Raw genomic sequence first — 15,325 nt, forward strand, 5'->3', positions numbered from 1 at the left:
CACTTTATCCGTGAGATTTAGCTTCTCTATCAGCTTCAATAAGGTTCTTTTATAACCATCATCAGGGCCTGCCAAAACCAAAACCACATCTTCCAGCTCTTTTTGCACCTGGTTAAAGGCCCGCACTAAGAAATCTAAGCCTTTTATGACGTTTATCCTTCCCAGAAATAAGATTATTCGTCTATCCTGCAAACCGAACTCTCTCTTAAATCGGCCCTTTTCTGGAATATTCTCAAATAAGCCCACATCTAACCCATTGGGAACTATCCTGATTTTTTGGGCATTTGCTCCCATCAATTTATATTGCTGGGCCTCCTCTTCCCGAATAGCTACCAATCCAGCCGCATCTTCCAATATCCTTCTTCCAAAAACCAGGTCGAATATCTTTTTTGATCCCCTTTTCCTGGAAAATCTGGGGAGGGATCCGTGAGCGGAGAGTACATAGGGAATCCTGTACTTTTTGGCATAATGAGAGACTATAAAGTTCTGAAGAGTCCGATATTCGTGTAAATGGATAACGTCAAATCTTTTTAGCTCTCTTCTTGTCGCCCAAACCATCCCGGGGCTTAGAAAAAGCCGGTGGTCAAAGGCCAGCTTATTGCTTAAATTTCTGAAATAAAAAACCTTCATGCCTTCGACATCAACCTTATCGCCTCCCCAGGGGTTTCTTCTTCTACCATCAAAGGCATCGGTGGTGAAAACTTCTACCTCATGCCCCGCCCTGGCCAACGCCTTGGCCAGGCCAAAAGCCACTTTAGGCGTACCACCATAGGCCCAGGCAGGACTAAAGTAAGGAACTACCTGCAGAATTTTCATCAGAGGTAAAATCTAACTATAAGAGGGTTTCTCATCCGGCTTTTTATCAGCTCCAGATTGCTTTCCAGCTCCTCGACTATCTTTTTGTGCTCCACCAGAACCACCAGGCAGTCCTTTCCCTCCACCACATCCAGCAGGCTGTCGTAGGCATACTCTTTCACCAGGGGATCATATAGCTCGACCTGGTAGCCGTCCTCTCGCAACAAATTAACTATCTTGATGGCCGGACTTTCTCGAATATCGTAGGTATCAGGCTTGTAGGCTGCCCCCAGAGCCACGATTTGGGGCTTCACCAGATCTCTGACTTTCTTCCTTATTTGACTGGCGATCTTTTCCGGCATCTCGTCGTTAATCCGCCGGGCGGTCATAATCAAGTTGGTGTGTTTGGGATCTACTTCCTTGATGAACCACGGGTCTATGGGTATACAATGTCCCCCCACCCCTATGCCCGGATTTAGGATATTGACCCGGGGGTGTTTGTTGGCCAAAAAGATGGCCTCCTTTATATCCACTCCCAGGCCTTCGGCCACCAAAGCAAACTCATTGGCCAGAGCTATATTAACATCCCGGTAGGTATTCTCCATTAATTTACACAGCGCAGCCGTGACGTCATCGGTCAGGTAAAGATCCCCCTGGACGAAGCTGGAATAGATCTCCCGGGCCGCCAGGCTGGACTTCCGGTTTATGCCACCAATGAGGCGGTCGTTATGCACTATCTCCTCAAAAACGTTTCCCGGCAGTATCCTCTCCGGGCAATGACATAGAAGTATGTCCGTCCCTACCTCAAGTCCGCTTTTCTCCAGAAGGGGAATTATAATTTCTCTACAGGTAAGGGGCGGTATGGTGGATTCGATGATTACCAGGTTCCCTTTCTCCAGATAGGGCAAAAAGGACTCCACCGCCGAGATGACGTGGGAAAGATCACAGATCTTCTTCCGGTCGTCCAGGGGAGTAGGAACGGCTACCATAAAAACATCAGCCTGGCTGGGGGTGGCCATGCCGATTAAATTCTTTCTAACCTCCTGGAGATTGAGCAGCTCCTGCAACTCTTTTTCATCTATATGGAGTACCCCGTTATTTATGGCTTCCACGATTTTCTTATCGATATCAACACCCACAACGGTGTAACCGCTCCTGGCCAGCATTATGGCCGCGGGCAATCCCACATATCCTGTACCGATGACCACTATTTTTGTCATCTGGTCTCCTTATCCAGTGCCCTCCAGCCCGGGAGCTATGAAGTCCCGGGGTCTCTGCAAATCCTTTTGGAAACAATAGCGAAGGATAGATATTATCCTCTCCGAGGCTCTGCCATCTCCGTAGGGATTTATGGCCTGGGACATTCTCATATAATCTTCCTCGTTCGCCAGCAAATTTTTCATTTCCCTGATTATATCCTCCTTTTTAGTCCCTATCACCCTGACTGTCCCTGCTTTTACTGCCTCGGGCCTCTCGGTAACCTTCCTCAAGACCAGCACTGGTTTGCCCAGAGAAGGAGCTTCTTCCTGGATCCCGCCCGAATCGGTCAAAATGAAGTAGGACTTCTCCATGATTTTTACAAAGGAAAGATAATCCAGAGGCTTTAGCAAGTGGACGTTTGGCAGATCACCCAGTATTTCCCCAGCCAGGTCCCCTATCCTTGGATTCAGGTGTACGGGAAATACGATTTCTACATCTTGGTATTCCCGGGATATCTGACCCAGGGCTTCAAAAATCTGCCGCATGTACTGGCCTAGATTTTCTCGGCGATGGGCAGTCACCAGGATAATCCTTTTTTGGAAATCGATAAGGGGAAAGCTCTCCTCCACATCAAAATCCATTTTGACCGTCCTAAAAAGAGCATCGATGACGGTATTTCCGGTAATGAATATATGATCAGAGGGAACACCCTCTCTTAATAGATTTTCCTTAGATACAGAAGTGGGGACAAAATGTATATCAGTTAAAACGCTGATCAACTTTCTATTTATCTCTTCTGGAAAGGGGTTGAACTTATCGAAGCTCCTCAGGCCTGCCTCCACATGGCCCACTGGAATCTTGTGGTAATTAGCTACCAGCCCCCCTACAAAAGCAGTAGTAGTATCACCCTGGACCAAAATCATGTGAGGATCCTCTTCTCTTATTACTTTCTCAAACCCCTGAACAGCTCTCTCCGTAATATCGCTCAGGCTCTGGTTGGAACGCATGATGTTCAGGTCATAATCGACCTCAATATCAAAAGTATCCAGCACCTGATCTAACATCTGTCGATGTTGGGCGGTGACCACCACCCGGGGCTCAATGCCGCTATTGCCCTCCTCTATCTTCTTAATGATGGGAGCCATCTTTATGGCTTCGGGCCTGGTCCCAAAGAAAAACATAGCCTTGATTTTATCTGGCATAGCTTTCCCCCTTTTGTAAGAAAGGGGATACAGTCCGATTTCTGTATTTGACATCTTACGCAAAAACATATACACTATTCTCATACCCTCAACCTATATGGTGAGGGAAAACGCCCCAGTGAACGGGCTGTAATGCTACTGCCTATGGCAGAAGGCAAAGCCTTAAATGCTTCCTGTGGAAGCGCCGTCCCTATAGGCGGGGTAGTTCACAGACCGACTTCATCCATTCTATGGTGCTGGGAATTCCTTCCTCCAGTGGGACCCGAGGATCGTGGCCTAAATCTTGGATGGACTTAGTGATATCTGCTTTCTTATTTAAAGTGTTATGAGGCTCATAATCAAGATATTGCACCAGGGAATCGTCCTGGCCTAAATACTGCAGAATCAGATCAGATATGTATTTAATATCGTGGTATTGTCGGCCCGCTATGTTATAGACCTCTCCTGGCCTGAAGCGGTCCACGATATTGGCCATAGTCCTGACCGCATCATCGATGTAGATGGAGGTCCGGTGGTGCTTGAGGAAAACGGTATAGGGCAATCCCATGAGAGCTCGATAGGAAAAGACGCAAACTACACTTCGATAGTCGCTATAATGTTCTCCTGGCCCGTAGGCATTAAAGATGCGGATTCTCACCGTCTCGGTCCCAAACTGCTCGGCAGAATTAATTATCTGCATCTCGTTGACCCATTTTGAGATGGCATAATCATTCAACTGTCTGACGGGGTGGTGTAATAGCACATCTTCTTCCATCACCCCGCCATAATCGCCGTAGACCTCAGAACTGCTGGAAAATATCAATCGGAATTTCTTTTCTTCTTGCATCCTCAAAATATTCTTGGTCCCTATGGCGTTAGTAACCCAGAGATTCTCATAATATTCCTCTCCATTCTTCCTGCCAAACTCGGCGGCCAGATGATATACGTAGTCGAAATCTAACTGGTCAAATATTCTCTTAACCTGCCGAAAATTTCCCACATCACAACGGATATAGTTAGGACCTACAGAATGAACCAGATCGCAGACCCAGACCTCATGCCCTCTATTTCTCAATTCCCGAGCCAGAGGAGCACCCAGAGCTCCCAGGCCCCCAGTGACCAATATCCTCATGTTCTTGTCCCTTTCCTCTCTATTTCTTGTTGGATCAGAGTCTCCAGTCTCTTTTTCAGGATGTTCCAATCGTGATTTTGTGCGACATACTTATGCCCTTTTTCGCCCAAGCTTTTTCTCTTTTCCTCATCCATCAACAGTTTTCTAACCCGAGACATAAAGTCGGTGGAATCACTATAAACTATGCCGCAATCCTCACCAGCCAGCACACTTTGGATTCCCGGAAGAGGAGTGCACACTACGGGAACCTGACAGGCCAGGTATTGGAGCAATTTGGTGGGAATAATATCCCGAGTAGCATCCACCAATCTGAAAGGGTTGACGGCTAGCTGGGCCAGATTGATAAACCTGGGTACCAACTCATAGCTCTGAAACCCGGTGATGGTAATGCGGTCTGATATACCCAGAGCGCCCGCCATTCTTTCTATCTTCTTCCTGAGAGGCCCATCTCCCACCAGAAGCAACCTGGCCTGGGGTAGATCCTGGAGAAGAAGGGGGAAATTTTCTATAAAAAAATCCAGGCCCGAAAACTCAAAAAAAGTGCCCACAAAAATTATTATTCTATCATCCTCCTCAAGAGACCACCGCTCCATCAACTGGGCATCCCTGGGGGCTGGGCGAAACAGTTCCCGATTTATCCCCGGTAACAACAAGGTGACCTTTTCCCTCTCAGCTCCCAATTGGCAAACATAATCGGCCAGCTTGGGGGTGAGAGCCAAAATCCTATCCACCCGAGGATACACTATCTTCTCACTGAAAAAGACGGGCCACCTGAACACCTTGTGGCGCAATCGGTGTAATTTGTCTATGGACCTGAAAATGACCGGTATCTTGTTCCGCCGCCCTAACAAGACAACTGGTATCCCGTTAGTAGGAACAGAATAAAGAAGGATAGCATCAATACTCTCGGATCTTATGATCTTCTTAATGGCAAAATAGTGGGTAAGAATGCTGGTCAGTCTGTCCAAAAGAGGCAATTTGATCAGGCCGGGACGCCTTAGCTCCACAGTGCTGTTTTTGGAAGCCCGACTCACATTTTGGTAGACTCTTATCCCCAGATGACCCAGGTCAAAAAAACTTTCCCTCTCCCATCCCTCCTCAAAGTCGACACATATCACCCGGTACCCCAATAGGGACAGGTTCTCCGCAAAATCGTGGAACTCATAGACCACCTTTTTAAACCAATTTACTTCGTGAACCACCAAGATGTTCATAATTCTCATTGCGGGACCCACACCCGCGTAGCACGAAAATGTTGGTAGTTGGCCATTATGGCCTCATCATCTGCAAAACATGAAAATCTGGATTATTTTCCTAAGTATTGGTCAAAATGCCGTCCTCACAAAGGCTCCCAGGCCTCTCAAGTATCTTCCACTGTATCGGGGATTAGAGGCTATTCTTTTTAAATAAGAGGTGATTATCCTGGGCCTGAGATAGAACTCTTTCAGGAATCTCCCGTAATATCCCTCCAGTTCCTCTCTGGTTAAACCGTAGGGGACAAAAACCACATTAAGAAGATTCATCTTTCGCCAATCATTATCAAGCTCCCCATACTGGTTAGCCACTTCATAGATTTGGGAGCCAGGCAAGGGGGTTAACATGTTCACACTCACGTCGTGCAGGTCCAGCTTCCTGGCAAATCGAATGGTCTCCTCAATAGTCTCTCTGGTATCCGTGGGATGCCCCAGGATGAAAAAGCCCTTGCTGAGTATCCCCGCCTCCCGGGTCCACCTTACTGCTCTCTCGACGACCTCCAAAGTGGTCTTCTTGTTGACAAAATCGAGCACCTTCTGGTTCCCGCTCTCTATCCCGTAGCTTATCTGCCAACATCCCGCCCTTTTCATCAGCTTCAGCATATCTCTGTCCACCGAATTCACTCGGCCCAGGCTGGACCAGGAGATTTTTAAATTTTCCCTTAAGATTCTCTCGCAGAGAGCTATCAATCTGGATTTAAAGGTTACAAAAGTATCGTCCTCTATCAGAAATTCCCTGATCCCGTACCTGTTCACCAGATCCTTTATCATCTCCATCACGTAATCGACACTGTGCCCCCGGCAAACTGACCCGAACACCGAACGATCGCAAAAAATGCATTTATAAGGACAGCCTCGGGAGGTGACTATGGAAGCGGCAGGTAGCCTTTTAAACCGAAAAGCTGGAGGCCGGTAACCCCGAGGAAAGTCAGGCAGGAGATCGAAAGCCGGGAAAGGTACTCTGTCCAGGTCCCTGATAAAAGGCCTCATTCCGGTAACTACCACCTCTTCCCCCTCTCTGTAAACTATGCCTTTAACGCCTTTCAGGTCCGCACCGTTTTCGTAGGCCCCCACAAGCTCCACTACAGTGTCCTCACCCTCTCCCAAGACTCCGGCATCAAACTGGGGGAACATCGCCATAGTTTCCCTGGGCACTGCCGTTACATGGGCTCCGCCGATTATCACCCTGATACGTTTGTCCGCCTCTTCGATCATTTCAGCAAGTTTAGCCGCGCTAAAAACAGAGAGGGTGAGAGTGGTTATCCCCACGTAGTCAGGTGAGACTTCTACTATCTCTCGAAGAGCATCCCCGTGATCGTAACCCCAGGAAGCAGCTTCAATGATCCTTACCTTATGGCCGGCCTGGCGCAGGACTGCCGCCAAAGTGCATATACCGATGGAGGGAAGAGTGTTTCCGGCCTCGGAGAGATCTCCATATCTTTCTTCTAAAGATAGAGGAGGATTAACTAAGACTATAGAAGCCATTTACTATTCTCCAATTTCTGTAATCGTCCCATAATCGGTGGGCACGAGTTTCAATGACCATTGAAGTGATAATGTCCATTAATCAGGAGTTCTGTCTTGCTCATCTTATATGACCAAAATTCCCGCCGATTAGTATGTTTTGGCACGGTCACAATTTCTCGATAAGTATACGTCGCCTCGTCCATCCACTGCTCGCTAACTCTAGCGAGGTAACATTAACTCTGTCCAGATAACAGAATTATCCTTCTTGCTGGCCTGACCTAAAAAGCACGTCAGAGTAAACATCCTGAATTTGCCCCGCCACCTTAGGCCAGCCATATTTCTCTCTCACTACCTGGACGTCCACATCTCCTTTTTTCTCAGTAACTTCCTGGATTACCTGGGCGGTCTCCTCTGGATTATTTCCCTCTATCCTATGGACCAGACTTTCTAAATACCTATCTGCCTGATAGCCGCGGGACACTACAGCCGGAACTCCGGAAGCCAGAGCTTCCAGCACCACCTTGGGCGAACCCTCGTAATGAGAAGGTAGAACCAGAACATCAGCCAACCTATAATAGGAAGGCAGTTCATGATAGGGAATGTACCCCAGGAAAAAAACCCTGTCCAGAAGAGCTTTCTCCCGTGCCATTCTAAGAATATTTCTGTAGTACCATTTTTCCTGAGCTGTCCCCACTACCAACAGTTTATATCTCTTTTCCAAAAATTGCAGGGCTAAAATAAGGTTTTCTAAATTCTTCCTCTCTCTTAGTACCCCTACGAATAGGATAATAATATCCTTCTCTTCATCCATTCCCTCCACCTGAGCTTTTTGCCCATTAGGGGTAAAAAGTTTTGTATTTACTCCATTTGAGATTACCAAAACCTTCTTGGGATCGGCCTTATAAAATCTTTGGACCTCCTCCCGGACTGACTCGCTCACACAGATTATCTTATCTGCTACCTGGCACCCAATTCTTTCCGAGAACCGGTGGAGCACCCATTCCAGTCTGGTCCAAAAACCCACCTTTGGTGAGCTCTGCTGCCAGCGACCTGCAGTCGTGATATGCATGTGTAAGATATAGGGGTCTTTCCTTTTCATCCCCATCTTTCTAGCCAGATGGTAAAAAAGGGGGCTAAAATTGTGACCATGGATCAGGTCGAATTTGTAGGTTCTGGTTAATCTTAAGAGAGAAAACAAAACGGCTGGAGCATAAGTCAAAAGGATGCCAATTTTGGGAATAGCGCTCAGAAGTCTGATGGCCTTCAGATTTTCCTCTGAATAGCTTTTGCGCTTGGGCCAACCTCCACAAAGCACAGTCACTTTATTTCCCTGCTCTGCCTGGGCTTTGCTAAGCTCGTAAGTGCCTGGGCTTAGTCCACGCCAGGGAGGAGGAAAGTCATAAACTATGCGGAGTATGTTCATGGCCCTCTCATAATCTTAGTAATTTTTCATGACGGCTTCGTCACCCTGGACGATGAAAATGGGAATCTATTTTCTAAGTATAGAAATTTGACTGCATCTTTCCAGGGCTGAAGTACAAAGGCCTGTGTCAAACTGAGTTTCGTAGAACTTGCCGAACTGCCTGGCTAGAGCCCCGGGCTCCGAGCAAACTGAGCCGCTACTCTAAATCAACTAAGTCTAGCACACCTTCGGCAAACTGGTTTGGTTGATCTAGAATTGTCAGTCATTATCCAGAGCTCTCAGACACGTATCAAAAACATCAAGGTATTGTTCCACGACTCTTCCCTGGCTGAAGTCCATTTCTGCTCTCCTTCGACCGTTCTCTGAAAGTTTATCCGCCAGACTCTGGTCATCTATCAGCTCTATTATCTTGTCCACCAGGCTCTTTATACTACCTGGCTCCACTAAAATTCCATCCCTCCCGTCTTCGACAGCCGAAGGTATGCCTCCAATACGTGAGGCAATAATAGGCTTGCCACAGGCCATGACCTCTGGAATAATTAAGGGAAATCCCTCAAAACGGATGGTGGGGTTCAAAAAAATATCACAGGCATTTATGTAGTCAGGCATTTCATCATTCTTGACGTAACCACAAAGAATCACCTTATCGTTTAGGGATAGACGGCTAACTATCTTGGACAAATTGGGATAATAACTCCCTTTTCCAACAATCATCAGTTTCACATTCTCCCTTTTCTTAACAATCTCAGGTAGAGCTTTTACTGCTAAATCCATTCCCTTGTCCGCTTCAACCCTTCCAGCTACCAGCAACAGGACTTCCTTTTCTCCTATCCCATATCTCTCTCGTATATAATTCCGTTTTTGGCTTGAGACCTTAAAGACATCCATGTCCACTGCATTGGGTATGGTCACAACCTTTTCTCGAACCAGGCCATATTCTTTGATGGCAGTTTCGGCAATCTCCCGGCTCACCGCGATTATTTTGGAGGCCTGACTCAAAAATCCACGCCAACACAGAAGATAATATCGGATTAATCTTCCTAAGCGATACAAAAATTTGGCTATCTCTATAAAAGTGGGACTCTGCCGCACACCTATCCAAATGCTGTGCAAATCTGACAAAGTCGTTCCCTGCAGGACAACCGTGTAGGGCACCTCTCTTTCTTTGTCTCCAAACCTGTAATAGCCAAAAGCGCCCAAGCTATGGCTGCAAATCAGGTCGAAGTTTATGTTCTGGTGAAGCTCCTGGAACTTATCCGCACTCCTCTGCCAAAAGAGAGTAGTGTATCTACCAGGAGGAGTGCCTTTTAAAAAATGATAGGCCACCTCTCCCTTTCTTAAGAATTCTAACCCTTCTGGATGCCCGGTGGTTATGACATGGACTTCATTGCCCAGGCGGGCCAGGCCTTCACAGAGCAGCCGGTTCTGCCGTTCCATCCCCCCACCTACTCCGTGCTCCTCTACTATTCGAATAAAGACACAGATATTGATTTTGCCCTCCTTGCAATCAGGTATATGAAAGTATTCTTATTTTCTCTACTAAAACACTTCCTACCTATTAATCTAAAAGACCTGCCTTTTGAGATCCTGACTCATTATATATCACCTTTGCTCTCGAGCAAACAAACTTGAAACCTACTCATTATCGCTCTTCTTTTTGATTTTAGCTATTTTTGAAGGAAGTTGCAGATCCTATGATATAATTTTCCTACATAAAGCTGATAGGAGAAGAGATAAATGGAGAAGAAATATACAGCAATAGTCCGTAAAAGCAAGCTTGAATATGTTGCGATATGTTTGGAGCTCAATGTTTCTGCTCGTGGTGAAGACCTGGCAGATGTGGAGAAGAACCTGAGAACAGCGATAGAATTGTATCTGGTAGATATAAAAGAGCATCCAGAGACTGCTGTATCCTCTATTTCCACTGATGAATTCATTGAGTTTCTGAGAGATACAGAACCTGAGTGGTATAAGGAGCCAGGGGAAGGTGTGCTTTTGAGGTCGCTTGAAGTGCACGAGGTTCCTTCCTATGCCTAAGGTGCCTTCGATGTCCAGCAAGGATCTCTCGAAGTTGCTGGAAAAAGGCGGAGCAGTATTTGTCAGGCAGGGGTCAACAGACCATGCGATATATTCAAGGATCGCCGAAGATAAGAGGTATTCGGCTCCTGTGCAGATGGGAAAGAAGACATTGGATCCGGCATACTGCAAAAGGGTTTTGAGACAGTTGAAATTCACGGATGAGGAAATTGAAAGACTTCTGGAGTAAAAAGGCGCCACGGTTTCTTTTGCGCCTGGATTTATATGGCTTTATAGATACCCACAGCTTTACAGCCGTGGTACTCTTTCAAAATTCAAGCTCCGCTGGATTAAATACTTTGAGTTGAACCTACCCTCAGATTTGGCCAGAGACGGGCTGGACTTTTTGAGATAACCATGAAGTCCAGCCGGTTCTGATTATTTCCACAGATGTCCAATTCGGGCAAAGGCAATGAGGGTGCTTGAATTGGAGACGACCTTCACCCAGCAGCCTCCTCTTCTCTCTCAACCTTCTTGAGAAACTCGAGGTCCTTCTTTAATTCCTCGGCAGTATAGTCAAACCAGGGTATCCTATATTTGGCTAAGACTTCGGGCAGATCCCAAAGACTGACACCTAGAAGCTGGGCTGCTTTTCCTTTGGATATCTTCCCCCTGCCAACCAAATCTAAGATCAGTGCTTCCTTAGCTTCTTTTTGTGCCATTTCCTCAGATCCTATGAGATCAACTAGTTCGTCAGGAACTCGTATTCTTAGTTCTTTCATTATCTTCACCTCCGTTTGAGGTAAAGTTTAGCCCCGTAAGAGAAAAATATCAAATGTCAATTGAAAAGTATTGAGGATTCAAAGGCTTGACAGTGTCCCAATTGCGCAATATTATTCATATTATGAATGACAGTCATTCAGAACTTGAATCAAAATACAAACCAAGGTGGGTTGCTCCTTTAATCCGAGGTGCTATCGAAGATCATCCAGTGGTCGTGTTATCAGGTGCTAGACAGGTGGGAAAGAGCACATTGCTCCAGAATGAGAGCCCTTTCCCTGCTTGGCGATATATTACCTTCGATGATATAGATGTTCTTGGTCAGGCAGAGGCAGACCCAGCTTCATTGTGGGCTGGAGTAAACGAAATAATACTAGATGAAGTGCAGAAAACTCCTTTTATCCTTCCTGCCGTAAAGCGGGCTGTAGACAGAGACCGAAGGAATAAGCGTTTTATACTCTCAGGCTCAGCCAACATACTACTACTACAAAAAGTCAGTGAAACTTTAGCTGGACGCTCCGTTCTTTTTAACTTATATCCAATGACCTTAGGCGAGACTCTCGAAAAACCTATAGAAGGAGGGCTTGATCTTCTCTTTAAAGGAGATGTACCTTGCGACGGCGTGTTTTCTCAAGAGATGTTAGATCCTATTCCCCTTATCTTACGAGGTTTTATGCCTCCTCTTCTCTCCTATCAAAGGGCTGAGGATTTTATACTGTGGTGGGAAGGGTATGTAGCTACCTATCTTGAAAGAGATTTACGTCAGTTGTCTCAGATAGAATCTTTGCCTGCCTTCAGGCGACTCATGGGAGCTCTAGCCTTACGCAATGGGCAACTGGTCAATCAAACAGAAATTGCCCGAGATACAGGCATCAGCCAACCTACAGTATATAGATACATTAACCTCCTTGAGGCTACTTGTCTCTTAGAAAGGCTACCTGCATTTGCCATAAACAGGACAAAGAGACTGATTAAGTCTCCAAAAATATACTGGATAGACCCTGGACTCTGCAGTTTCCTGGCAGGATACTACGATGAGGAAAGTTTGCTTCACGCAAGGGAAGTCGGAAGTTTTTTTGAAACACTTGTATTTCTACACCTCAAGGCGCTTTCTCAACTGCTGATACCCCGGGCAAATATCTATTATTGGAGAACCGCTTCGGGAGAAGAAGTGGACTTTGTTATAGAGCAGGGTCGAAAACTGATTGCAATGGAAGTTAAGTTAACTAATGCGCTCAGGTATGAGGATACTCACGGCCTTCGTGTCTTCTTGAGGGAATATCCGGAAACGGTCTTAGGTATTCTGGTCTATGCTGGTAATGAGGTAAGACATCTTCATGAGAAGATCATAGCTATCCCCTGGACCATCTTTGGGAGAGGGGAACTGTGACAGACGGTAGGCCGTTACAGTTATTTAAATTCCAGACACTTAAGCCTTTCATAGGAGGAAGGTTTCTCAATGGAGCACTGATGCAGCAGCTACCATCCTGTCGCTTAGCAGGCTAACACAGAAGATAATATCGGATTAACCTTCCTAAGCGATACAAAAATTTGGCTATCTCTATAAAAGTGGGACTCTGCCGCACACCTCTCCAAATGCTGTGCAAATCCGACAAAGTGGTTCCCTGAAGAACAACTATGTAAGGTACCTTTCTTTCTTTGTCTCCAAACTGGTAATAGCCAAAGCCCCCCAGGCTCTGACTACAAACCAGGTCAAACTTCACATCCTGGTGAAGTTCGTCGAGCTTATCCGCACCCCTCTGCCAAAAGAGAGCAGTGTATCTACCAGGAGGAGTGCCTTTTAAAAAATGATAGGCTACATCTCCCTTTCTTAAGAATTCTAGTCCTTCTGGATGCCCACTGGTTATGACATGGACTTCATTACCCAGGCGGGCCAGACCTTCACAGAGCAGCCGGTTCTGGCGTTCCATTCCCCCACCTACTCCGTGCTCCTCTACTATTCGAATAAAGACACAGATATTGATTTCTACCCTCCTTTAGAACTGGAAATCTACAAATTATCTTGGTAAAGTAGCTATCAGATACAAATTATAGCGGGAGATACTCGAACATGAAACTTAAAACCTCCCAAGATCCCCAAAAATTACTATTGTTTGCCATCACCTTAGTTATCTATCTAGTTTTTGCGCTGTTTAAAATAGGTGATTTTAGGCTTACCGGAGATGAACCCCACTATTTGCTGGTAACCCACAGCTTATTATTTGATGGAGATATCGAGCTAACCAATAATTACGCTAACGAAGATTACAAATTGTTTGGAAGAGAGCTCCCCATGGAGCCCCATGGAATCGACAACAAAGCTGGGAAAACTTATACCTACCATATGATAGGCCTATCTGTCTTGATCCTGCCCGCTTATGCTCTAGGAAATCGACTTTTGGTCGTTCTTTTCATGGGTTTTCTGACCGCCCTTTTCTCCATAGAGTCTTACTCTCTGTGCCATGATATCACTAAAAACAAATGGGCTTCCACCGTGGCCTGGCTATCTACCTCCTTCACCTCGCCCATTCTTTTTTACTCGCTTCAAATTTATCCAGAAATCCCCGGCGGACTACTGATAGTTCATTCCTTAAGGAAGATCCTTAATCTAAAAAACTTAGAAACTGGCTCCCAAAACAGTTTGGCGCTGGGTCTATATCTCTCCTTTTTGCCCTGGTTACATCTTCGTTTTATTGTCAGTGTTGGGATCCTTCTCGCTCTATTCCTGATTAGAACCAGAATGATCCTTAGAAGAACTTTCCTGGTGCTCATTCCTTTACTCATCTCCGGCCTGGCAATGGCCGCCTACAACTATCACATCCGAGGCAACCCTCTTCCCATGGGCTCGGGAAGACTCTTCCAAAACCTATCCTACCAGGGATTCTCAGGCCTATTCTTAGATCAGGAGGCAGGACTCCTGGTTTTCTCTCCTATATACATCCTCATATTTTTCGGTTTTGTGGTACTTTTCTTCAACTGGAGAAAGACCTTCTATCCTTTATTTGCTGTTTTTATCACCTATTTTGCTATATCTGCTTCAAACTTTGGTTATGGTGCCTGGTGGGGCGGTTACAGCCCGGCTCCTCGCTTTTTGGTCTCTATGGTTCCCCTTCTCGCCGTAGCCATAGCTGCCAGCTACTATGTGGCAAGAGGAAATCGGCTGAGATATCCCTTTTATGTCCTCTCCCTTCTCAGCCTCTCCCTGGCCTATTTCCTCTCTGCCAGGCCGGAAGAGTACCTTTATGTATCTGATGATGGCGTCAACAACTTTCTTCGAGATCACAGCTCCTTGATAGATCTAACCAAACTTTTCCCAGCCTACTTTAACCCTGCCCAACCCAACACTTTCTTAACCTTGGCCTGGATATTTGCCCTTTTAGTGCTCACATTACTCCTTCTTTATCTTTTGCGCGGGAACATCTACACCAGACTCAGAGGCGCTGAGTCTTCTTCGCCTCAGAACAATTAGAAAAAAGTTTCTGAGAGATACAGAACCTGAGTGGTATAAGGAGCCAGGGGAAGGTGTGCTTTTGAGACCACTTGAAGTGCACGAGGTTCCTTACTATGCCTAAAGTGCCTTCGATGTCCAGCAAGGATCTCTCGAAGTTGCTGGAAAAAGGCGGAGCAGTATTTGTCAGGCAGGGGTCAACAGACCATGCGATATATTCAAGGATCGTCGAAGATAAGAGGTATTCGGCTCCTGTCCAGATGGGAAAGAAGACATTGGATCCTGCATACTGCAAAAGGGTTTTGAGACAGTTGAAATTCACGGATGAGGAAATTGAAAGACTTCTGGAGTAGAAAGGTGCCGCTGTTTCGAAAAGTTGGTTGTTCAGTGCGGTAACTGCTAACCGCACTTATATAGCAGAAACTTATCGTTCTTCCTCGATCCGCTCATGTACCCAAATTGCAACCAGTTGTGAGTAAGGAATGCCCTTGCGCCTGGCGACTCGCTTGAGCATTGAGATATCCTGTGGATCCAGACGAACTGAGACAGGGCGACGGGGCAGTCGTGTCGCCTTAAACAGTTCGGCTCCCTCAAGCATCTCTTCAACCTGCTGGGCAGTTTCTCTACGAG

At 46.2% G+C, this 15,325-nt stretch carries 15 protein-coding genes and 1 pseudogene; 5 read left to right on the plus strand and 11 right to left on the minus strand.

The window, feature by feature from the left end:
* The 8 genes from HW443_RS05220 to HW443_RS05255 form a co-directional block, all read right to left on the minus strand.
* Window positions 1–816 (minus strand): glycosyltransferase (locus HW443_RS05220; protein WP_176237959.1); only part of this gene is annotated, 816 nt, incomplete at its 3' end.
* On the minus strand, window positions 816–2,015 hold the full coding sequence (locus HW443_RS05225; RefSeq protein ID WP_176230795.1) for a nucleotide sugar dehydrogenase: 1,200 nt from the start codon (window positions 2,013–2,015) through the stop codon (window positions 816–818). The genes HW443_RS05225 and HW443_RS05220, both read right to left, overlap by 1 nt.
* A gap of 9 nt (window positions 2,016–2,024) precedes the next feature.
* The gene (wecB, locus tag HW443_RS05230) at window positions 2,025–3,197 is read right to left on the minus strand and encodes a non-hydrolyzing UDP-N-acetylglucosamine 2-epimerase (RefSeq protein ID WP_176230796.1); all 1,173 of its coding nucleotides are present in this window, start codon (window positions 3,195–3,197) and stop codon (window positions 2,025–2,027) included.
* A gap of 190 nt (window positions 3,198–3,387) precedes the next feature.
* Entirely contained in the window at window positions 3,388–4,308 is a 921-nt protein-coding gene (locus HW443_RS05235; protein ID WP_176230797.1) for an NAD-dependent epimerase/dehydratase family protein, read from the minus strand.
* Entirely contained in the window at window positions 4,305–5,522 is a 1,218-nt protein-coding gene (locus HW443_RS05240) for a glycosyltransferase family 4 protein (RefSeq protein WP_176230798.1), read from the minus strand. The genes HW443_RS05235 and HW443_RS05240 overlap by 4 nt, the downstream gene beginning before the upstream one ends.
* Window positions 5,523–5,633: 111 nt before the next feature.
* Window positions 5,634–7,046: a B12-binding domain-containing radical SAM protein gene (locus tag HW443_RS05245; protein WP_176230799.1), complete on the minus strand. Its 1,413-nt coding sequence runs from the start codon at window positions 7,044–7,046 to the stop codon at window positions 5,634–5,636.
* 238 nt (window positions 7,047–7,284) lie between these two features.
* Window positions 7,285–8,451 (minus strand): glycosyltransferase family 4 protein, encoded by a 1,167-nt coding sequence (locus HW443_RS05250; RefSeq protein ID WP_176230800.1) that lies wholly within the window; start codon window positions 8,449–8,451, stop codon window positions 7,285–7,287.
* Window positions 8,452–8,709: 258 nt separating this feature from the next.
* Window positions 8,710–9,888, minus strand: coding sequence for a glycosyltransferase family 4 protein (locus tag HW443_RS05255; RefSeq protein ID WP_176230801.1), 1,179 nt, complete (start codon window positions 9,886–9,888; stop codon window positions 8,710–8,712).
* A 300-nt stretch (window positions 9,889–10,188) separates the two neighbouring features.
* Between HW443_RS05255 and HW443_RS05260 the strand changes: the two genes are divergently transcribed.
* Entirely contained in the window at window positions 10,189–10,488 is a 300-nt protein-coding gene (locus tag HW443_RS05260) for a type II toxin-antitoxin system HicB family antitoxin (protein WP_176230802.1), read from the plus strand.
* Window positions 10,481–10,717 (plus strand): type II toxin-antitoxin system HicA family toxin, encoded by a 237-nt coding sequence (locus tag HW443_RS05265; protein ID WP_176230803.1) that lies wholly within the window; start codon window positions 10,481–10,483, stop codon window positions 10,715–10,717. The genes HW443_RS05260 and HW443_RS05265 overlap by 8 nt, the downstream gene beginning before the upstream one ends.
* A gap of 250 nt (window positions 10,718–10,967) precedes the next feature.
* Here HW443_RS05265 and HW443_RS05270 read toward each other — a convergent pair whose 3' ends face one another.
* Window positions 10,968–11,249, minus strand: a complete 282-nt coding sequence (locus tag HW443_RS05270; RefSeq protein WP_176230804.1) for a UPF0175 family protein — start codon at window positions 11,247–11,249, stop codon at window positions 10,968–10,970.
* Window positions 11,250–11,371: 122 nt separating this feature from the next.
* Here HW443_RS05270 and HW443_RS05275 point away from each other — a divergent pair, with 122 nt between their 5' ends.
* The gene (locus HW443_RS05275) at window positions 11,372–12,637 is read left to right on the plus strand and encodes an ATP-binding protein (protein WP_258189004.1); all 1,266 of its coding nucleotides are present in this window, start codon (window positions 11,372–11,374) and stop codon (window positions 12,635–12,637) included.
* A 112-nt stretch (window positions 12,638–12,749) separates the two neighbouring features.
* Here the strand turns inward: HW443_RS05275 and HW443_RS05280 are convergent, their stop codons facing one another.
* Window positions 12,750–13,178, minus strand: coding sequence for a glycosyltransferase (locus tag HW443_RS05280; RefSeq protein WP_176230806.1), 429 nt, complete (start codon window positions 13,176–13,178; stop codon window positions 12,750–12,752).
* Between the two features lie 140 nt (window positions 13,179–13,318).
* Here HW443_RS05280 and HW443_RS05285 point away from each other — a divergent pair, with 140 nt between their 5' ends.
* Both HW443_RS05285 and HW443_RS05290 read left to right on the plus strand, forming a co-directional pair.
* Window positions 13,319–14,716: a hypothetical protein gene (locus tag HW443_RS05285; protein ID WP_176230807.1), complete on the plus strand. Its 1,398-nt coding sequence runs from the start codon at window positions 13,319–13,321 to the stop codon at window positions 14,714–14,716.
* Between the two features lie 113 nt (window positions 14,717–14,829).
* Window positions 14,830–15,048, plus strand: coding sequence for a type II toxin-antitoxin system HicA family toxin (locus HW443_RS05290; protein ID WP_246273139.1), 219 nt, complete (start codon window positions 14,830–14,832; stop codon window positions 15,046–15,048).
* A 71-nt stretch (window positions 15,049–15,119) separates the two neighbouring features.
* Here HW443_RS05290 and HW443_RS13010 read toward each other — a convergent pair.
* Window positions 15,120–15,325 (minus strand): annotated as a pseudogene (locus HW443_RS13010) (BrnA antitoxin family protein); the annotation flags it as partial.

Source organism: Candidatus Hakubella thermalkaliphila (assembly GCF_013281975.1).
GTDB classification, from domain to species: Bacteria; Actinomycetota; Humimicrobiia; order Hakubellales; family Hakubellaceae; genus Hakubella; species Hakubella thermalkaliphila.